The following is a 20,069-nucleotide window of genomic DNA, read 5'->3' as shown; positions in this document are numbered from 1 at the left end:
CGGCTCGCAGTGTTTCCTGGGCGCCCTTTCCGGGCGGTGGCTCTGCCACGCATTGGTTCGGGCTGCCGATCCACGTCGGCTGCAGCGGTGTACCGAGGGTGCCGCTACCGGGCCCGTACCGAGCGTCCGGGTGTGCACGGCGGCTGCTCACCCCCGATCTGAGCAAGGAAGGATTCCCTATGTACGTCGATGTGGTTGTTGTCGGCGCCGGCCCGGGTGGTCTGGCCTGCGCCCACACGGTCGTGCGCCAAGCCCCGGGTAGGCGGGTGCTGCTGCTCGAAGCCGGGCGGGGAATACGGAATCGGCCGTGCCCGGTCGACCGAGGACTGCGGTGCACGGGGTGCGCCGGGATCTGCAACGTGATCAGCGGCTTCGGCGGCTGCGTGCACTACGGCGACGGGGTGAAGTTGAGTCTGCTGCCGTCCGGCCGCCGCCTCATCGAGCACTTCGGTGAGGACCACGCCGGCGAACTGTGCGAGCGCGCGTTCCAGTTCCTGACCGCGCCACTGCCGGAGCAGCCGGTGCTGCACGGCACGAGGCTTGGTGCGCCGGTGATCAAGGCGTTCGCCGGTAACGGTCTGACCATCCGGGAATACCCGGTCGCGGTCCTAGGCGAGACGCAGGTCCGGGACATGCTCACGGCGCTGCATGGCTTCCGCGACGACGCGCTGACCGTGTGGGAGAAGTCGGAACTGGTCGCCGCTGCCCTCAGCGAGGATCGCCTGACGGTGACGGTAGCGACGCACGGTGGCCCCGTCACGGTCGAGACAGCGCATCTGGTGCTGGCCACGGGCCGGCACGGGGTGACCAGCACACAGAACCTCCTGACGGCGTTCGGGGTGCAGACGATCGCGCCGGACATGTCGCTCGGCGTACGTCTCGAGACGAGGGCCGAGGTGCTGGCCGCGATCGGCGTCGAGCACCCCGACCTGAAGATCACCCAGATGGAGCAGGTGAACCGGAAGACCAAAACGTTCTGTTTCTGTGGCGGCCCGAACGGTGGCCGAATCAAGTTCACCAACTACCAGCGCTCGTTCGGGCGCGAGGTGATCACTCTCGACGGGCACGAAACCACCGAACGTGCCCCCGGGGCACGGCCGCTGGCAGCCAACTTTGGCCTGTTGTGCCAGCTTGCCCGACCCGGCACCAGCACCGAAGCTCGCGCGAAGATCCTGTCCGACTACTGGCGGCTCAGCGCTGGCCGGCCGGTCGCGCAGAGCCTCCGAGCGTTCATGGCCAAGACGGCCGAGCCGCGTAGCTGGCCGGAGTTGGCTGCGTCGATGACGTTTGAGCCGTCCGTCAAGGACTTGAGTACCGCGCGGCTTGACAGCCTGTTCAGCGGTGCCGAGCACGCCAGCCTCATCGAGAGTTTCCGCCGTGTCATGGGCTCGATTCTGGACCACGCCGGCACCGGCATGTCCGTAGATGATCTTGTCGATGACGTTCTCGTGATTGGGCCGGAGGTCGAGTTCCTGTGGGACCGGGTCCCGGTTGACGAGGACTGTAAGGTGCCGGGCCTGCCGATTTTTGTGGTCGGTGATGCCGCCGGGATCGCCCAGGGCATCGTGCAGGCCGCCATGATGGGCGTTGCCGCCGGCGACGCCATCGCGAACGGCAAGCCGGCATGACCGCCGCCACGACCCGCCATTCGGTCGCGGACCGGTTCGGGCCGCTCTACCCGGCCTCCGCGATGACGTTGCCGGTCATCCCCAGCCTCCCGATGCCGCGACTCGCCGCGCCGCCACCGGACGTGCGCAACCTCAGCCCGCACTACCGCGACCACTACGGCCCCAACATTCTGTGCGAATACCCCGCCGGACATTCCGGGGACCGGATCGCGGTCATCGACAAGGCGTTCCCGCACAGCGTCTACGACCTGATGCTGCTGGCCACGGTCGGCGACGACGAAGTGACCGCGTCGTCGGTCAGTGATGTCCCCGAGGCCATGCTGACTGCGCTGCTAACGATCTGCGGGAGGTTCGTCCGCTACGTCGATGCCGGCCCGACTCGGCGCCGGTTCGGTCTCGACAGGGCGCAGCTGATGATCGGCACGAACTACGACCCGTGCACGACCGACCGAGACAACGGGCAGTGGTGGGACAAGCGGATGCACTGGCACCTCAACTGCTGGCCCGCCACCGCCTACCGCGACGCCTCGATCGTGCCGCTGGGCGAGGTGAGCGACGTGAACCGGCGGCGGGCGCTGATTGACCCCATCGCGCACCTCGCCGCGCAAATCATGCGCGACGCAGTCCGTGGACAGCCGCTGCCCGCCGGCTGCCGCCTGGCGGCCGACGCTGATCTTTACCCCGGTAGTGGTCCGGTCGGATTTAAAATCGCCCTCCCGGGCTGGGAATTCCTGTCCGATGCCGCCTGCGCGCGGCTCCTCGTCGAGCTGCATGACGTCGCTGCGGGCGCGTACGCGCAACTGCGGGAGTGCTTCACCGGCAACTCGGCGCCGTCACCGCCGTGGACTCGGCCAGGACTGCTGCCGCCCGGTCAGGTAGCGGCGAACCTCGACGACCTCACGTGGCTATCGGAGCCCGCCCGGCGCGGCCTGGTCATGCTGAGGTCGTTGATCCGAGACGTCACTGCCCGCGAGCTGGACCTGATGCGGGCCGACATGGACCTCGCGAACCGGTGCCTGAGCTTGGCCGGCCTGGACTATCACCTCGGATTCTGGTCCCCACCGCAACCCGACAGTTCGCGCGGCCACTCGCCGGTGTCAGTCGTGATGCAGTTCAAGCTGTTCAGCGCCGTCGGTAGCAGCCCTGCGATCGGAGGCGGCGTTGCCTCGATCCTCGACCGTTTCCGCGGTCCGATCATGTCGGCGCAGCAGACCCGCTTGCGTCGACAGTTCCAGGACGGCTTCCTCGCGGTGCTGGACTGCGATGGCCGGAGGTGACAGCGTGGCCAGCCACCAGCCCGACGCGGCCACAGCAGCGAGCATTAGCCCGGAGATCCTCGCCTTCTACACCCACGGGGCCGAGCAGGGGCGATTGAGCGACTCGCGTCGCCGCATCGAGTATCTGCGTACCCTCGACATCCTGATCCGTCACCTTCCCGCAGCGGGAACGGTCGCTGACGTCGGCGGCGGGCCCGGCGCGTACGCGCTTTCGCTGGCCGCGGACGGCTGCCATGTTCACCTCGTGGACCCCGTCCCTCTGCACCTGGAGCAAGCCGCTGCCGCGTCCGCCCACGCCGAGTCGCCGCTTGCGTCGATCCTGCGCGGGGACGCACGCCGGCTGCCGCTCGGCTCCGGCAGCTGCGACGCTGTTCTTCTGCTTGGTCCGCTGTATCACCTCACCAGTGCCGCCGATCGCGCCCGCGCCTGGGCCGAGGCTCACCGCGTCCTCGTTCCGGGCGGAGTGGTCATCGCCGCAGCGACGTCGCGCTTCTACACCACCTGGGAATACCTCGCCAAGGACCTTTACGACGAGCCGGCCGTAGAGGCGATCCTGGCCCGGCATCTGCGCGACGGGCAGCACCGCAACCCGACCGGTGACCGGCGGCTGTTCACCACCGGCTACTTTCACACCCCGGACGAACTTGCCGCAGAGGCCACCACCGCCGGCCTGCGCCCGCACGCTCTGCTCGCGGTCGAAGGCGCCGCGAAACTGCTACCCGACCTCGCCGAGCGCCTACGCGACCCGCTCCGCTGCGAGCTGCTCCTGCGCGCGATCCGCCGGATCGAGGCAGAGCCCTCACTGCTCGGCATGTCCGAACACGTTCTGCTGATCGCCCATAAGCCCACCCCAGGCACCACCGTGGAGGAGACGAGATGACCACCACCGTCCGGCTGGCCGGCTGCGACCTGCCCACCGCCCACGGGCACCTTCAACTGCACGTTTTCGGCTCGCAGACGGGACCCGAAGAAGTCCTCGTCGCCGTGCACCGCCCCCGGCCCGCGGAGCAGCAGATCCCGCTAGTACGGATGCACAGTGCCTGCGCCACCGGTGACCTGCTCGGATCGCTCAAGTGCGACTGCGGTCCTCAGCTGGCCACATCCCTGCGGCTGATCGGTGCATCGGACTACGGGATCCTGCTCTACCTGCTGCGCCATGAAGGCCGCGGCATCGGCCTCGCCGCCAAGATCCGCGCCTATACTTTCATGGACCAGGGCTACGACACTGTCGCCGCGAACGCCGCCGTCGGCGCACCGACCGACTGTCGCGACTACCAGTCGGCCGCGGACGCGTTGACCTGGCTCGGCGTCACCTCCGTCGACCTCGCTACCAACAATCCGCACAAGATTGACGCTTTGCGCGCCGCCGGGATCGCCGTGGACCGTGTCCCACTCTCTGGTTTCGTCACCTCCGCGAACCGGGACTACCTCGCGCAGAAGGACACCCTGCTCGGGCACTTGAACAGCAGCGCGGCCGCCGCTGCTTCCTGACCGCACGTCCTCTGGACGCCGCCCGCCGCGCGCCGGTGATATGTATCATTCCGGCGTGCAGCAGGCGGGGCCTGGCTTTCACGCCGGCCGACCCCCACCTGAATGGTGGCGCGCCGACGTCTGGTTTATGGCACCGCTGATATCTCGAATCCGGATCACCACACGTCGCTGTCGCTGGCGGGGAGAGGAAACGCTCAATGAAGGTCTGCGTTGTCGGTACCGGATATGTCGGTCTGACCACCAGCGTCAGCCTGGCCTTCCTGGGCCACGACACCACCTGCATCGACCTCGACAAGCAGAAGATCGACACCCTGCGCGCCGGCCAATGCCCGATCTACGAGCCGCACCTGGAAGCGCTTCTCGAGCAGGCTTCCTCGCACCTGACGTTCACCACCGATTACGCCGTCGGCGTGCCCGACGCCGACGTCGTGTTCATCGCCGTGCAGACGCCGCAACTGGACAACGGCAATCCCGACCTGCGGTACCTGCGATCCGCCGCCGAAAGCGTCGCTGAGCACCTGCGCGGCGACTTCACCGTCGTGGTCAACAAGAGCACCGTCCCGATCGGCTCCGGCAACTGGGTCGACGCGATCCTGCGCGAGGCGTACGAGCGCCACCACGGCCACCGGCCTGACGGGCAATTCGCCGTCGCGTCGAACCCCGAGTTCCTGCGTGAGGGCACCGCGCTCGCCGACACGCTGTACCCGGACCGGATCGTCATCGGCTCCGACAACCAGACCAGCCTGGACGTCCTCAACCAGCTCTACCGACCCATCCTCAACCAGTCCTTCACCCCGCCCACCGTGCTGCCCCGCCCTGCCGGCATCGGCGCCGTGCCGCTGGTCTCCACCGATCTGGCCTCCGCCGAGCTGATCAAATACGCGGCCAACGCCTTCCTCGCCCTCAAAATCAGCTACATCAACGAGATTGCCGCCATCGCCGGCAAGGTCGGCGCCGACATCCGCGAAGTCGCCCGCGGCACCGGCCTCGACGCCCGCATCGGCCCCCGCTTCCTCAACCCTGGCATCGGCTGGGGCGGATCCTGCTTCGGCAAAGACACCGCAGCGCTCATCGCCACCGCCAGCGAGTACCACCTTCCCACGCCGATCGTCACCGCCGCCCGCGACGTCAACCACCGCCAACGCAGCAAGGTCGTCGACCGGCTCCTCGACGAACTCCACATCATCAAAGGCCGAAAGATCGGCATCCTCGGCCTCGCGTTCAAACCGGACACCGACGACCTGCGCGACTCACCCGCCATCGACATCGCGAACCTGCTCCTCGAACGCGGTGCCCGAATCACCCTGCACGACCCCGTCGCCGCCGACCGCTTCCGCCGCGAACAACCCACCCTGGCCGAGCACCTCGCCGCCCGCGTCGAAGACGTCTTCGACGACGCCGACGCCATCGTGGTCGCCACCGAGTGGACGCACTACCGCGACCTCGACTGGGCTAAGTTCGCCCCCACCATGCGCTCACCGCTCGTCCTCGACGGACGACACTGCCTCAACGCCGACAGGCTCACCGAAATCGGATACCGATACCTGACCATGACCGCACCAGCTATCGCCCCACGCCCTCACGGCTAAAGATCCACGACGCATGATCGACATCGTTCGAACCGACGACGGAGTGTGGATCTAAAGGCTCGCAACCGCAACGACATTTGCGCCTTCGACGTACGACAGCTGTGTGCGCGAGCGCGGACGGCATCGGAGCGCGCGGATCAGATCGCCCGCAGCTGTCGAACAAGCCGCGCCTCCAGTCACCTTGTAGGCGCGGTTAGTCGGATGACGGTGACCATCTGCATGCAGATCGGAGCGCGATCCCTGCGCAGGCCCAGCTCAGGACCGCGGGCCCGTACCCGGAATCCGGTGTCGTCGGCGCCTGGCGGGGGTTGCTGTCGTTCGGGTGCGGCTGCAGGGGTGGCAGGCACACCCCTCCCTTGCGGGAGGGGGCGGTGGGCCATTTCGCTAGCGGGATGACTGTTGCAGGCCACGATGGCGCGGCCCGGTGTCGCGGCGGTCAGCAGCGGATGGCTACCGCTCCCCGCATCGGTGAGGGCATGGGTGCGGCGGCGTAGGGGTCCGGCTCGCTGAGTTCGGGTCGCCAGTCGTTGAGCGGCACCAGTCCCGGCTCGATCATGGTGAGGTCGCCGAACAGGGCGGTGAGCTGCGCGTCGGTGCGCAGTGTGATTTCGGTGGCGGCCTGGGTGCGAAACACGTTTTTCCCCGTGGACAGGGTCGATTCGCTGTACTGGTCGGTCACGACCGCGCTCACGTGGGAGATGACCATGGCGCTGCCGGCAACGAGCCGGTCGCGGATTGGCGCGACGACGTCGTCGATCCGGTCGTTGGGGACCTGGTGCAGGACGGAGCAGTACAGCAGCGCGGTGGGCTGGTCGAGGTCGATCATGGTGGCGAGGTCACCGCCGGCGAGCGCGTCGAGGATCAGGTCGGGGCGGGTGAAGTCGCCCTCGATCGCGCGGCAGGTGGGGTTGCCCATGAGGATCTGGTTGGAGGCGACGACCGCGACCGGGTCGATGTCGACGTAGAGCACCCGGATGGCCGGGTCGATGGCTTGGGCGATCTCGTGCACGTTGCCCTGGGTGGGGATGCCGGAGCCCAGGTCGAGGAACTGTTGAATCCCGGCCTCTGCCAACGTGTGCACCGCGCGTCGCAGGAACAGCCTGTTGGATCGGGCCATGTCCGCCGACTCTGGGATGGCTTGCAGGATTTGCCGTGCGGCCTCGCGGTCGGCCTCGAAGTTCTGCCTCCCGCCGAGGAAATAGTCATAAATCCGGGCGACGGTGGCCCGGCCACCGACGGGGCTCTGTGCGCTCGTCTGCTGGTCGGTCACTGCTGTCTCCCGTCGCCGATGCTGTCCTTTGTGGAGCCGCAGCCTAGCCGAGATCGCTGCCCACGGTAGTACCTCGAGAAGCGAGGTACATCGTGTGTAGCCCTTATGCGGCTACACTTTGATCTTTGGTCCGGCACTGATCGTAGTGTCAGGAGGTCTGGATGCTCTTGGCCCGGGCGCGTCTCGCGCGGCGTCTGCGTGCGGCCAAAGTCCCACCGCCGCCCGCCCCCTACACTGTGGACGCCTGGTGCGAAGCGATCGGACGAACGCGCGGGCGCCGCCTGCAGGTTCACGGCGTGCGGCTGGACGCGGACCTGCCGTCGGGGTTGCTCGTCAGGCGTGACGACGCCGATCACATCCTTGTCGACGCTGCGCTGCCCGCGCTCGCGCGCGCGCAAACCGTGTTGCACGAAGTCGCGCACATCGTCCTCGATCACGACGGTGACGCGGTGCACGGCGACATCGATCCTGTTGTCGAGGCCGAGGCCGAACTGGCCGCCGACCTGCTGTACCAGCAGTTGATACGGGCGGTGTCCTCCGCGGCGCGCGGCGCGGTAGCCGGTCTGCGTCTGCGGCTGCCCGGCCGGCCTCCGGCTTGGTGGGCCGACCGGCGCACCGATTGGCATCTCCTGCAGTTGTGGATGACGCTGCGCGACGGCATGCCTGACGCCGCGATCGTCAGCACCAGCACCGCCGCGCCGGTCCCGGTCGAAATCGGCGGCAGGCGACAGCGCTACCGCATGGTCATCGAGGTCCACGACGCGCTGCGAGTGCTGCGCCCGTGGTGCAGCGCACAGGTACATGCCAGCGCGACCCGACGCGCGCGGCGCCACCGGCTCGATGCCGCCGCCGTGGCGGCCGTCGCGGCGGCGGCCACCGTCGCTGTCGCGCTGCGCCGTCGTCATACCTCGCTGCCACCTGGAGCCGACGATTCGCCTCTGCTGTCCGAGCTCCATGACCCGCACGATGTGCGTGCCGAGGCCTGCCGTCTCGCCCGCATGGCCCGCGCGTTGCACGAATCCCCGCTGGTTGCTGCGGAGATCGCCCGGTGGGTGCCCGTGGTCACCACAGTCATCGCCGAAGACGCGATGCCGCGTCCGACCGTCATGGGTGGCACTCCGGTGATTTCACTAGCTGCGGCGCGACCGGATCGTTCGCCCAGCGCGGTGTAGCTGCAGCACCTGCGCCCCCGCGTGCAGCGGCGCGGGTTGCCACACCTGCGCGTGGCTCCTGAGCTGGCTGGGGAACATCTCGCCGCCGAACAATGGACCGCTGCCCAAGGCGCAGCCGAGCCCGGCCAACTCGCACCGTTCGTCCTCGGTGGTGATCCCTGGTGCGATGACCGTGAGGTCCAAGTCGATGGCGAGATCCACGGCCGCGCGGGTGACCGACCGGGCCGGCCGCCAGCCCGCATCCAGCGCGTAGGCCGGATGCACACGCAGGTAGCTCCACGTGGCGGCGTTGAGCGACTCGATCCCCACGTGGCCACTGCCATAGTTGTCCAGCAGCAGCCGCACCCCAAACTGCCCGATCCGCTCTGCCACGTCCTGTGCGTCCAAGTCTGGTGGCTGGCCGAGCGCCAGCACGAGCGACGTGCCCGCCACGGCATGCTCCCGCAACAAGTCACGCACGGCGTCGGCGAATGCGGGCGTGAGGGCGCCGGCCGGCACCGGCACGACCAGCGCCGCGTGCGGCAGCACGTCACGCCAGGTCGACGCAGCCGATAGCGACCGCGCCACCACCTTCCCGGCCAGGTTCTCCAGGCTGTCTGGATCATCGATGAGCTGGTAGACGTACTCGTCGGCACGGAGCACGTCATGCCGCGAATACAGCCAGCGCGGCACGGACTGCACCATGGCGATGCTTCCGCTCACGAGGTCTACGACTGGCTCGAACGAAACCGACGTCCGCGCCCGCGACAACTCTCGGGGGAGTGACCACTCGCGCACGGGACCCGCCTGATACGACACCAGTCGGTCCTGACCTCGCCGGATAGCCCGCCACAACACCCGCTCCGCCGCGTCGAGCAGTGCGGCCCCGGGCGCGCCGGATGCCATCCCCGCGCTCGCCCGCACCATCAACCGGAAATCACCGACGCGGACCTCGCGACGCAGCGCCGCCACCGCCCAGCAGGCCCGCTGATAAGCGGCGTCCGCCGCGATACCCGACATCACCAGGGCGAACGTCGCATCCCCCACACGTGCCACAGCCGACGTGACGTCCCTCGACGCGTGACACAGCCGACCCGCGAGAGTGTTCAGCAGCGCCAAAGCCCGGTCCCGGCCGACGGCTTCGGCCAGGAAGTGATAGTTCTCCAGCCGGATGACCACGGCATGACACGGCCCGACGGCCGTCTCATCGATGCGATTCAGCAGGCCGGCGCGGTTTCGCATGCCGGTGTCCTCGTCGTGGGTCGCCGCCGTTTCGTGCCGGCGCGCCTCCAGCGCCAGCAAACCGTACGCGTGGGCGATGTCCAGGCTCGTCGACAGGGTCGCCGCGAAGGCCCGCAGGGTCGCGCGCTCCCGCACCGAGAGCACATCACGCGGCGCGTTCAGATGCAGCCGCACCACCCCGCGTACACCGTTCGCATCGTCTGCGATTTCGTGCCGGACCACCGCCCGCGTCTCAGCGATGTCGGGGGCGCCAGCAGCCGGGCCGTCGTAGACGACACGGGCGACACCGGCATGTTGACTGGCGCGCACCAACCGTTGACCGCCTGCGATCTCGATGTCCGCCGATCGGGCGTTGACCAACTCGACCGCCCCGGCCGCCGCGGTGTGCAGCACTACATCGAGGTCACGCGCGGACAAGGCGTCACTCAACGCGGCCAGGTGTTCCCAGGCCCGCCGCTCCTCGCGGACCCGCAGCCGATACGTGAGCGTGAGGTGCAGGACGAGCATCACCACCGGCAGCGCGATCAGCGCCCGCTGATCCAGTCCGGCGACGAACGTGACTACGCCCGCCGTGCTGATCTCCGCGACGGCGACGACCACCCGGGTCCGCCACAGAGTCCGTAGCACGACCAGGAACGACCGCTCGGTCGTCAACGTCACGGCCGTCTTCGTGACCAGCTCCTCGAACACGAGCACCGCGACCGCCGCGACAAGGAACCCAAGGAGGTGACGTGACGAAGCAGCCGTCGACGCGGGCTCATCAAGATCTGGACGGATACCGAAGGCATGCATCACCGCGCCGGCCAATGCCGCGGCGATGACACCCATGCTGGGGTTATGCACCGCCTTGTGCAGGCCCGACGACCGCCGGTATCGCGTCAACAGCCGGGCCACACTGACCCCGGCCGCCGCACACACAATCACCCACGGAACCGGCAACGCCGCCGCGCACACCAGGCACGCCGTTGGCATCAACGTCACCCGGGTCGACATCCGCGGCCGTAGCGGCACAGAGAAAGCCGCGCCCATCGCCATGAGCGCGGCACCCATCCACAGATACACCTGATGGTGAGGCGCTGGCGCCTCCACGTTGCGCACCGCCCATGCAAGGCACGCCAGCGCCGTCACGACACCTGATGAGGTGAGCAGAACCAGCGCCCACCCGTCACGTCGGATCGGCATCAATCAGTCACCCGTGATCACGACTCCGGCCTCCTAGAAAGGACCGTCCACAGTAGCAGTTCATCGCCAAAGCTTAGTTCCATTCGGCGCCCTTACCCATGGCACCCATCCGTCGTTGGTAACTAGGGGAACATGTGGCTACGTTTGGGAACCATCAATGCCAAAGAGCCGCTCTTGTCGGTCCACGCGTGGGGAAGTTGGGATCCGTGGCGCAGGGTAGTCGGATGAGTCTCGCGGCGAACCGCAGACGCCGGTCACAGGCGACGCCTCAACAACGCCTTCTCGCGCGAGTCGCTAAGAAACAACGATCCGGCACGGCGCTATTGACATGCGCCTACATTGGCGAGCGGCTCGCATTCTTCTATGCCTAGGACCAGGCGTTTACGACCGATGCGGGGAGCCGGCACGACCAGGTCCGCTCCAGCCGCACCACGCTCAAACCGTGGCCTCGTGGGCATCGCGATGCTCGACCGCTTGGGATCCGATGCTGACTCATCGGCGGCATACGAGGATGCCTCCGTTTCCAGAGATGACGAAGACGCCGTCTCGGTCGATCGCTTCGGTGAGGCGTTCGCGTACGCGGTGGAGGGTTGGTTCGAAGGGCACGCCGGTTTGGTGGGCCCACGCCCGATATGAGGCGAGGTGGTCGAGGACTGGTTGTGGTTCGGTGACCGTGATGGTGCCCCCTAGATCGATGAGGTGTGTGTCGGTGACGTAGGGGCGTAGGCGGTCTCGGGCGTGGTTGAGGGGGAAGCGGCTGCTCAGCGAGATGCGCCGTGGACCGGTGGGGGTGCCGAGGACGTCCGCTGCGGCGGCGGACCACAAGTCGTCGAGCTCGTGTTTGTCGTCGGTGGCGTTGGTGGAGATGATGAGGATGCCGTGTGGTCGCAGGACGCGGGTGAGTTCGGCCAGGCCGGCTTCGGTGTCGGTGACGTGGTAGAGCATGTGCATTGCGAGCACGGCATCGACTGATTCGTTCTGCAGTGGCAGGGCGGAGGCGTCGGCGACTGCCACGGGCGGGGGGATCTCTCGGAGGATGCCCGCGGCGATGTCGATCCCGATGGTTGTCAGGTCAGGGCGTTCGGTTCGTAGGCGTCGTAGGTAGCGGCCATTGCCGCAGCCCACGTCGGCGATGGTGCCGGTGACGGTGGCCAGGTTCTCGATGACTATGGCGGGCAGGTCATAGGTCGGTGTCTGGTAGCGGTAAAGCGCCTGCCTGGCGGCGAGATGCTGTTCGCAGGCGTAGGCGGCGTTGGCGAGTATGGCGCGGTCGGTCGTCGGTTCTCTGCTCATGCGCCTGCTCCGTGGCTCGTGGTTGTGGCGTTCATGGCGGTGAAGTTCGTCAGGCTCTCCCTCACCCGTGTGGCCTGTGGCGAGGTAGCGAACCGGGGGTGGGCCAATCCCGTGGCAATGCCCAAGCCGCGTCGGATGAGGCTGGCGGTGCGTTGACTGGGCGAGGTGGCGAGGACCGGTGCCAGTTCTAACTCGGCGCCGTCGAGGTCGTCGGCGGCGATGTGGGCCGTCGTCAGATCGAGTCGTGCGGCGAGGACATCTCCCACGGAACGGTCCGGTGGGGCGCTTGCGTGGTAGAGGGCCAGCGCGCGTTGGGACTCATCGGTGGCACGCGGGAGCAGGGCGGGTTGATTCAGAGTGAGCAGTGTGGTGCCTGCGTATGCGGCCTGTTTGGCTTCGGGGAAGGTGAACAGCCCGCCGAGGTGATCTTCTGGGGCCAGGGTGTTCCGGGCCTTGTTGGCGGCGTCGAGCGCGGCGAGGGCGTTCGGAACGCGGTGTCGGCGGGCCTCGGCGCGAGCGAGCAGGCTGAACAGCCGGACCCTGACGGTTCCCTCGCCCGTGTATCTTGTGCCGTCCTCGGCCGCGGCGACGGCCTCGTCGAGGCGATCGTCCCAGTAGGCGATGAGGCTTTGCAGCGCTCGCACCCATGCCTGCATGCCGGTATGGCCCGCGAGTTCCGCGCAAAGCCAGCCGGCGCGGGCGTGGGTGTCGGCGGCGGTGTAGTCGCCGAGGTCGAGGCAGAGGTGGGCGGACAACCCGGACAGTTGGCTGCCGGCCAGGTGTAGGTCCCTCAGCTGCTTTGGGTACTTGTTCCGCAGGATGGCGTCGGCCACGTTGAGACGCAGGTCGCGTATCTCGTCGAAGAGTTCCGTGAGGGGCCTCGATATGAAGGAGCGGACGAGGCGACGGATGTCCGCCGAGATCTGGTCGATCGCGATGGGCTCGACGGCTGAGGCGGTGACGAGCCGGGTGAACCGGGCTGCGGACCGGGCGTCCCGCGCGACCGCGTCCTCCAAGGCGGCGGCGGTCGGAGGTTCATGCAAGATGACGATGGATCTCACCGGGATTGGTTCAGCGGGTTCCCGGTCATCGTGGTCGTGCGGCTCGAGTGCCGTAACAGAATGCACCTGCGACGGCTGTCGTCCAGCGGCAGCCGGAAGGTTCGCCCGTTCGCGCGGACCTACGCCTTGGCTGCTGTTGGCCGCCTCAGCGGTTTCCCCAACGGTGGTCTTCAACAGCTCGTGACGCCACTGCGCGGGCGATTCGGTCGTTTGCGCCAGTGCGCCGCCGGAGATAGTAGGTGCCGGTGCGTGATCCGCTGTCAGTGGCGGCGGTAACGCCACGAGCGCGCTGCTTCTGGCCCGCTGATACTCGCGTTCCAGGATCACGATGCGGTCGTAGCCGGCGGTGAGGATCCCGTCGGTGTGCAGAACCTCATCGCAGCGTTGCCAAAAGGTCCGGTCCGGCCGCTGGTGTCCCGTCTCCGTGTTCGCGATCGTGCTCCGCCCATACAGGGTGAGGGGCGCCAGCGAGTGCTGGGTGTGGCCAGCGGCCTTCCGCAGCGCGGCGAGCTGCTGCCCGAGTCTGCGCCGCGCCTCGCGAATGTTGTGAGGGCCCACAGTACCGACCACGTCCTACCTCCCCGTCCCACAGCTCGCCACGGCTGATTGTGTTGCCGATGGAGGTCTTGCGTGAACCCTGACACGGCCGTGCAGGAAGGCAGGGTCACTCACGGCCTGCACCCGCTGGCCTCTTCAGAAGCGTCCGCCGAGTTGAACATGCAGCTCAACGCGGGGTGGGTGGGCAAGTGTGGGTACCTATGGCGGGTTGGTTGGGCGATGTCAGAGTTTTGTTGGAGTTCCGGGCAAGCCGGCCAACCACGACGGGGGATGGCCGGGTGTGCGTTGGAGGTTGGACAGGGTGGAGTGCAGGGCCTTGGGGTTGGCGCCGGGAACAGGGGTGATCAGCACCCTGGTGATCCTTCCCCTGCGGCCAGCCCCAGCGCCAGCACCACAGCCGCGAGCCCATTTGTCCTCGCGGATTTTCGCCCCAGACGGGCGGTGGCTCCCCCACGATGGCTTGGGGGCGAGGAGATGAGGAGATTTCACAGCTCGCGTGGGCGGTGAGTGCGGCCCCGCGCCGGGCCGGGGCGGCGGCGGAGCCGGTGCTGCGGCGGCCGGTGGCGCCAATGCTCGCGGCGCCGGTCGACGCGGTGCCCGAGGGCCCCGGGCTGGTGCATGAGCCGAAGTGGGACGGTTCTCCAGAGACTTTGAGGTGTCTCAGGTGAGTCTCGGCCCCGGCACGTATCTGGTCCGGATCGGGCGCTGTTGAGCGATTGTCATGCTCGTCGACCGCTCGCGAAGTCCCCGTGTATCTGTTCTTCGCAGACATACGAGAGACCGTTCCGTCAGTGGCCTTCCTGGTCTGAGTGCGGCCGATGTGTCCGAGTTGCTCGGGCGGTCGATGCCGTACCACCGGTGCGCCGGTGCTGCGGTCGGAGAGTCAATGGCGCCGGTCGAGCCGTTGTGCGGTTGGTTCCTGGAGCTGAGCCTGAACCTTGGCAGCACCAAACGATGCGCGCCTACGCCTACACCACGTTGAACGGCGGGACAGCTTTGCCCAGCCGGGTCGATGTTTTGTCCTAGGACATAAGTGTATGGTGGGGGCGTGGCGACCATCCAGGGTGAGACGGCAGCGGACATCGCGGACTCGGTTCGTGTGCTGGTGCAGCGCGGCGACCTCCCTGCCGGTGCGACGCTGCCCGCAATTCGGGCGCTGGCTGCCGAGCTCGGCGTCAACCGCAACACCGTCGCGGCCGCTTACGCCCTCCTGGCTACCGCCGGCGTCGTCGACGCCCGCGGCCGGGCCGGCACGACCGTCCGCGGGCTACCCGAGGTCGGCGGCGAGGGACAGGGCGGCAGCGAGCCGGCGGCGGTCAACCTGGCGTCGGGCAACCCTGATCCGGCGCTGCTGCCGGACTGGGCCGACGCGCTGACCGGCTACACCCCGATCCTCTACGGCGATGATCCGATGGACCCGCGACTGCGCGACTGGGCGCAGCGGACCTTGCCGCTCGGATCGGGGGAAGGCCGTGTCGCGGTGGCCGGCGGAGCCGTGGACGCGGTGGAGCGGCTTCTCGCCGCGTATCTGGTCCGCGGTGACGCGGTTGCTGCAGAGGATCCCGGCTTCTTCCTTTCGGTGGGCACGCTGCGCGTCAGCGGATACCGGACGGTGAGCCTGCACGTCGACGCGGAGGGCGTCACTCCCGGCTCGCTGCGCGAGGCTCTCACCTCAGGGGTACGGGCGGTCGTGATCACGTCCCGAGCGCAGAACCCCACCGGTGCGAGCCTGACGGCCGAGCGCGCCGGCCGGCTCCGCGCCGAACTGGCCGCGTATCCGGATGTGCTCGTCATCGAGGACGACCACTTCTCTGCGATCGCGGAGTCCGGCTTCCACTCGGTGATCGCGCCGGACACCGCACGATGGGCGATCGTCCGATCGGTGTCGAAGTTCCTCGGGCCCGACCTGCGCCTAGCCGTGCTGCGCGCCGATGCTGCCACCACCGCCCGGCTGGAGACCCGCCTCGGCCGCCCGTCCTGGGTCAGCCACCTGCTGCAACACGTGGCCGCCGGTTTGCTCACCTCACCGGCGACCGCAGGCCGGCTCGCCGCGGCAGCGGCCACCTACACCAGACGGCGGGTGCTGCTGGCCGACGCGCTCGCCGAGCGCGGCCTGCCGGTGTTTCCCGCCAGCGACGGTCTCAATCTCTGGGTCCCGGTTCCCGGACAGGAGCAACACGTCGTGGACGAGCTGGCACGTGCCGGCTGGGCGGTCCGCGCCGGATCCGCGTTCACTGCCGGTCTCCCGTCGCAACCCGCAGCCGTCCGCGTCACGACCGCGACGATCACCGCGGAGCAGGTGAGCGGGCTAGCTGCCGCGCTGCACACCCTTACGAAAGGACACTGATCGATGCTCACCGGGCTCAGCGCCTTCCCCCTCACCCCGTTCGCGGCGGACGGCACCGTCGACGAGCGGGCCTTCTCCGGCCTGGTGGACCGGCTGGTCGCGGCGGGGGTCGACTCGATCGCGCCGCTCGGGTCGACCGGGTCGTACGCCTACCTGCGCCCGGAGGAACGTGCCCGGGTGGCACGGCTCGCGGTGGAGCACGCTGACGGTATCCCCGTCATGATCGGTATCGGCGCCACCCGCACCCGTGACGTCCTCGCCCTCGCCGAAGACGCGCAGAAGGCCGGCGCGTCGGCAGTGCTGCTCGCGCCGGTGTCCTACCAGACGCTCACCGCCGAGGATGTCTACGGCCTCTACGAGGACGTCACACGGGAACTGTCCGTGCCGCTCACCGTGTACGACAACCCCGGAACCACCCACTTCACCTTCACCGAGCAGCTCTATCAGGCCATCGCCACGCTGCCGAACGTGGCCTCGATCAAGATTCCCGGTGTGCCCGCCGACCCGGCCGCGGCGAAGGCCCACGTCGACCGGCTGCGCGCACTGCTGCCCCCGCACGTCACCCTCGGGGTGTCCGGCGACGCATACGGCACCGCCGGACTCCTCGCCGGCTGTGACGCCTGGTACTCCGTCATCGGTGGCACCCTCCCACAGCCGGCCCTAACGATCACCCGCGCCGTGCAGTCCGGCGACGCCGCCGCGGCGCTGACCGAGTCAGCCCGTCTGCAGCCGTTGTGGGACCTGTTCGCCGAACATGGCGGCAGCCTGCGGGTGATCGCGGTGATCGCCGAGCACCTGGGCCTGGTGACCGCGCCGGCCCTGCCCCGGCCGATCCGCGGGCTGTCCGCAGCCGCCCGCGCCGGGGTGGCTGACGTCATCGAACGGCTGGGCCTGACCGGGCGAGGTGCGCTCTGACCAGGTACCTGATCGCGGCCACGCTGGCCCGCACCGCCGACGGCGGCGCGGTCGTCGCGATCGTCCTGCTGGTCACCACCAGCGGTGGCCCCGGCTGGCTGGCCGGTCTGCTCGGCGCAGCGATCACCGCCCCGCACCTGGCCGGGCCGTTCATCGCCCGGCCGCTCGACACGGCCCGCGACGCTCGCACCGTGATCGCCATCGCCTGCCTGGTCCACGGCGTGACCCTGGCCGGGGCGGTACTGCTCTATCCGTACGCTCCGCCGGTGGTCACCGCCGTGTTGCTGGCGGCCTCCGGCCTGGTCGGGCCGCTGCTGACCGGAGGGATCAGCAGCCGCCTTCCCGCGATCGCCGGACCCGGTCGCCGCGACCAGCGTCGCGCACAAGGCTGGGACATCGCCACCTACGGCATCGCCGGAACCGTCGGGCCCTCGATCGTCGCGGCCGTCGCCGCGTGGGCCGGCGCGGCCGCCGCGGCGCTCGTGCTGGCGGCCGGTGTCATTGCTGCCGCCGGGCTGATTCGGCTGCTGCCCTTTGCCCCGCCGCCCGCAGCCCGCGCCGAGGTGCCACGCCCCGCCCGCATGCTCGGCCTGATGCTGTCGACCGGCCCGTTGCGCCGCACTCTGTACCTCACCATGACGGTCGCCCTGTCGGTCGCCGTGCTGCCGGTCACTGCGGTCGCGTCCACCTCGGTGCTCGGTGTCGGTCACGCCGCCGCCGGTCTCCTCACCGCCGCGTACGGCATCGGGGGCCTGGCCGCCTCCATGGTGATCATGATCCGCCCGCTGCCGGGCGACGCGGACCGGGCCATGGCGATCCTCGCGGGCACCGTCGCCGCGGCCCTCGCACTCGTCGCGTTCACCACGATCTTCTGGGCCGCCGTCGTTGCGTACGCCATCGCCGGGATCCTGAACTCCTACTTCTTCGCCGCGACCCTCGCCGCGCGCAACGAGTACGCCCCCGCCGCCGCCCGGGGGCAGGTATTCGTCTGGATCGGCGCCTTGAAGATCACTGCAGGATCGGCGGGCACTGCCCTGGCCGGTGTGGTGGTCGGCGCCGGGATGCGCCTGCCGCTGGCCCTCGCCGTCGTATTCACCGTCACCGCAGCGGGCGTCTCCCGGATCGAACGAGCCATCACCAGCGCGTCGCCACTGACACCGACCATCCCAGAAAGGGTCAGCCATGGCTGAGACCAGCATCTTGCAGGATTTCGTGGACGGCGCAGAGGTGGACACGGCCGTGTTCATGTTGCGTCCGGACTACCGGGCGCTGCTGATCGCCGTCGACGGCATCGTCCCCGGCGCTGGCGACACCGCCAGCGATGCACTTCTGCGCCGGGCCGAGGCAGCAGCCGCTGAGCTGCTGGCCGAGGTCGCCGTGCAGGACCTACCGCATGTCGCCGCGTGGCGCGACGCCTACCGCTCCTTCGGCGCCAAGCCGCAACGCACCCGCAACAGCCTCGAGGCGCTGACCCGCCGGGCAGACGCCGGGCTGCCCCGGGTGAACCGGCTGACCGACGTCTACAACGCCATTTCGGTCCTGCATCAGCTGCCGCTCGGCGGCGAGGACCTCACCCGCTATCAGGGCAGCCCGCGACTGGTGCGGGCGACGGGCACCGAACCCTTCGACACCACCGTCGACGGCGAGACCGCCATCGAATACCCCGAGCCCGGCGAGGTCGTGTGGTGTGACGACGCCGGTGTGACCTGCCGGCGCTGGAACTGGCGCCAAGCACGCCGTACCCAGCTCACCCCGGACACGACCAGCGCCGTGTTCATCCTCGACGCCCTCGCGCCCATGACCGACGAAGCTTTGACCGCGGCCGCCGACGATCTCGTGGCCAACGTCCGGCGCCTCGGGCCCGACGTCCGGTTCGCCACCCGGCTCGTCGACACGACGCGACGCTGAGCCGGTACCGGACTGGATCTTCGTGACCACAGAACCCGCCCACAGGAGATCATGTGATTTGCTGCCAGTTCATCTTCAAGCCGGGCACCTACGACGACGAGTTCCACCGACTCGACGCCGAGATCGATCAGTACGCACAGAGTCTGCCCGGCTTCGACAGGGTCGAGAAGTGGCAGAGTCCGGACAGCGGCGTCGTCAACGCGATCTACTACTTCGCGGACAAGGAAGCGGTCGCCCTGCTCGCCAGGTTCCCCCAGCACCGCGAGGCCAAAGGCCAGGTGCGCCGCTGGTACGACGGCTACCGGATCATCGTCAGCGAGATCACCGCCACCTACGGCGATGACCGCTTGCCCCAGTGACAAGAGGCAAGTTCAGCGTGAGGCGTCGGGGTTCGGGTGGCGTGCGGGTGCCGAACCAGGTGGCCAGGTCTAGCAGGCCCGGGCCGGTGAACGCTTTCGCCCAGTCGACGAGCCGGCATCCGGTACGGCTGATGTGCAGCGAGCTGCGGTGGAACTCGCCGTGGCACAACCCGAACGGTGGTCGTTCGGCGCCATCGGCTCTGCGCTGTGCGACGGCGGCAAGCCGCTCCAGCAACCCCTCGATCGGGCCGGAGTCGGGAAAGCGTTCCTGCTGGCGAAGGGCGTCGAGCGCGTCGAGTGCCTGTCCGGGCAGCCGCGCCAGGCCCACCTGGTCGAAGACCGGCAGTTGGGTGATGTCGGCAACGGCGTGGACCCAGCGGGCAGCGGCGGCGGCTTCGGCTGCGGTTGCCGTCCGGATCGGGTCGCCGAGGTCGTCCATCAGCATGCCCAGCGCCTGGGGCCGCATTGCGTAGCCGTGGAGCGCCGGCACGGCGGCGTCGTGTTCGTTCAGGGCACGCAATACGGTTGCTTCGCCGGTGAACGGGGTTGCGGCGACTTTGCAGACTAGACTGCTGCCGTCGGAGAGGAAGAGCCGTTCGACTGCGGACAGCTCCCATTCTTGTATGGCCTGCCGTCCGGTCGGCACCCGCCGCGCTGCAGTGAGCAGGTCGCAGCGCAGTTGAGCGACGATGTGCTCGTCGAGCCTAAGGGACGTCTCGTAACCGGGTGAAGGCGTTGCCTGGGACGGGGTCGGCGGTCAGCCGGCGAGGATGATGTTGTGGAGGTTGGCGATGCCGG

Annotated in this window: 16 protein-coding genes; 11 read left to right on the top strand and 5 right to left on the bottom strand. The window is 68.8% G+C overall.

Annotated features, from left to right (window positions below; translation table 11 throughout):
• Window positions 1-179: 179 nt before the first annotated feature.
• The 5 genes from ACZ6Q9_RS19420 to ACZ6Q9_RS19400 all read left to right on the top strand — a co-directional run bounded on the left by ACZ6Q9_RS19420 (window position 180) and on the right by ACZ6Q9_RS19400 (window position 5,985).
• Complete coding sequence (locus ACZ6Q9_RS19420; RefSeq protein WP_396827174.1) at window positions 180-1,628, top strand: NAD(P)-binding protein; 1,449 nt, start codon at window positions 180-182, stop codon at window positions 1,626-1,628.
• Window positions 1,625-2,905: a hypothetical protein gene (locus ACZ6Q9_RS19415; protein WP_396827172.1), complete on the top strand. Its 1,281-nt coding sequence runs from the start codon at window positions 1,625-1,627 to the stop codon at window positions 2,903-2,905. The genes ACZ6Q9_RS19420 and ACZ6Q9_RS19415 overlap by 4 nt, the downstream gene beginning before the upstream one ends.
• Before the next feature lie 4 nt (window positions 2,906-2,909).
• Window positions 2,910-3,785, top strand: a complete 876-nt coding sequence (locus ACZ6Q9_RS19410; RefSeq protein ID WP_396827170.1) for a class I SAM-dependent methyltransferase — start codon at window positions 2,910-2,912, stop codon at window positions 3,783-3,785.
• Window positions 3,782-4,396: a GTP cyclohydrolase II gene (locus tag ACZ6Q9_RS19405; protein ID WP_396827169.1), complete on the top strand. Its 615-nt coding sequence runs from the start codon at window positions 3,782-3,784 to the stop codon at window positions 4,394-4,396. The genes ACZ6Q9_RS19410 and ACZ6Q9_RS19405 overlap by 4 nt, the downstream gene beginning before the upstream one ends.
• Before the next feature lie 197 nt (window positions 4,397-4,593).
• The gene (locus tag ACZ6Q9_RS19400) at window positions 4,594-5,985 is read left to right on the top strand and encodes a UDP-glucose dehydrogenase family protein (RefSeq protein ID WP_396827167.1); all 1,392 of its coding nucleotides are present in this window, start codon (window positions 4,594-4,596) and stop codon (window positions 5,983-5,985) included.
• A gap of 436 nt (window positions 5,986-6,421) precedes the next feature.
• Here ACZ6Q9_RS19400 and ACZ6Q9_RS19395 read toward each other — a convergent pair whose 3' ends face one another.
• Window positions 6,422-7,255 carry an SAM-dependent methyltransferase gene (locus ACZ6Q9_RS19395; RefSeq protein WP_396827165.1) on the bottom strand — a complete coding sequence of 278 codons (834 nt, stop codon included), beginning with the start codon at window positions 7,253-7,255 and terminating at the stop codon, window positions 6,422-6,424.
• Window positions 7,256-7,416: 161 nt separating this feature from the next.
• On the opposite strand from ACZ6Q9_RS19395, the gene ACZ6Q9_RS19390 reads away from it, so the two are divergent.
• Window positions 7,417-8,427, top strand: coding sequence for a DUF6545 domain-containing protein (locus ACZ6Q9_RS19390; RefSeq protein WP_396827164.1), 1,011 nt, complete (start codon window positions 7,417-7,419; stop codon window positions 8,425-8,427).
• On the opposite strand, the gene ACZ6Q9_RS19385 is transcribed toward ACZ6Q9_RS19390, so the two are convergent.
• From ACZ6Q9_RS19385 to ACZ6Q9_RS19375, 3 genes are all read right to left on the bottom strand, one after another.
• Entirely contained in the window at window positions 8,386-10,776 is a 2,391-nt protein-coding gene (locus ACZ6Q9_RS19385; RefSeq protein WP_396827162.1) for an EAL domain-containing protein, read from the bottom strand. The genes ACZ6Q9_RS19390 and ACZ6Q9_RS19385 overlap by 42 nt on opposite strands.
• 546 nt (window positions 10,777-11,322) lie before the next feature.
• Window positions 11,323-12,123 (bottom strand): class I SAM-dependent methyltransferase, encoded by an 801-nt coding sequence (locus ACZ6Q9_RS19380; protein ID WP_396827160.1) that lies wholly within the window; start codon window positions 12,121-12,123, stop codon window positions 11,323-11,325.
• Window positions 12,120-13,754 (bottom strand): helix-turn-helix domain-containing protein, encoded by a 1,635-nt coding sequence (locus ACZ6Q9_RS19375; RefSeq protein WP_396827158.1) that lies wholly within the window; start codon window positions 13,752-13,754, stop codon window positions 12,120-12,122. Before ACZ6Q9_RS19375 ends, ACZ6Q9_RS19380 begins: the two co-directional genes overlap by 4 nt.
• Before the next feature lie 1,036 nt (window positions 13,755-14,790).
• Between ACZ6Q9_RS19375 and ACZ6Q9_RS19370 the strand changes: the two genes are divergently transcribed.
• The 5 genes from ACZ6Q9_RS19370 to ACZ6Q9_RS19350 all read left to right on the top strand — a co-directional run bounded on the left by ACZ6Q9_RS19370 (window position 14,791) and on the right by ACZ6Q9_RS19350 (window position 19,271).
• Complete coding sequence (locus tag ACZ6Q9_RS19370; RefSeq protein ID WP_396827156.1) at window positions 14,791-16,089, top strand: aminotransferase class I/II-fold pyridoxal phosphate-dependent enzyme; 1,299 nt, start codon at window positions 14,791-14,793, stop codon at window positions 16,087-16,089.
• Window positions 16,090-16,092: 3 nt separating this feature from the next.
• Window positions 16,093-17,004 carry a dihydrodipicolinate synthase family protein gene (locus ACZ6Q9_RS19365; protein ID WP_396827154.1) on the top strand — a complete coding sequence of 304 codons (912 nt, stop codon included), beginning with the start codon at window positions 16,093-16,095 and terminating at the stop codon, window positions 17,002-17,004.
• A gap of 191 nt (window positions 17,005-17,195) precedes the next feature.
• Window positions 17,196-18,194 carry a hypothetical protein gene (locus ACZ6Q9_RS19360; protein ID WP_396827152.1) on the top strand — a complete coding sequence of 333 codons (999 nt, stop codon included), beginning with the start codon at window positions 17,196-17,198 and terminating at the stop codon, window positions 18,192-18,194.
• On the top strand, window positions 18,187-18,912 hold the full coding sequence (locus ACZ6Q9_RS19355) for a B3/4 domain-containing protein (RefSeq protein WP_396827150.1): 726 nt from the start codon (window positions 18,187-18,189) through the stop codon (window positions 18,910-18,912). The genes ACZ6Q9_RS19360 and ACZ6Q9_RS19355 overlap by 8 nt, the downstream gene beginning before the upstream one ends.
• Window positions 18,913-18,965: 53 nt before the next feature.
• Complete coding sequence (locus ACZ6Q9_RS19350) at window positions 18,966-19,271, top strand: antibiotic biosynthesis monooxygenase family protein (protein WP_396827148.1); 306 nt, start codon at window positions 18,966-18,968, stop codon at window positions 19,269-19,271.
• Here the strand turns inward: ACZ6Q9_RS19350 and ACZ6Q9_RS19345 are convergent.
• The gene (locus ACZ6Q9_RS19345; protein ID WP_396827146.1) at window positions 19,234-19,917 is read right to left on the bottom strand and encodes a phosphotransferase; all 684 of its coding nucleotides are present in this window, start codon (window positions 19,915-19,917) and stop codon (window positions 19,234-19,236) included. The two genes, ACZ6Q9_RS19350 and ACZ6Q9_RS19345, sit on opposite strands and share 38 nt — an antisense overlap.
• Window positions 19,918-20,069: the final 152 nt, after the last annotated feature.

The organism is Micromonospora sp. NPDC049139, assembly GCF_055586845.1.
The sequence above is the reverse complement of the archived record's forward strand: the minus strand, read 5'-3'. Positions and strand labels throughout refer to the sequence as shown.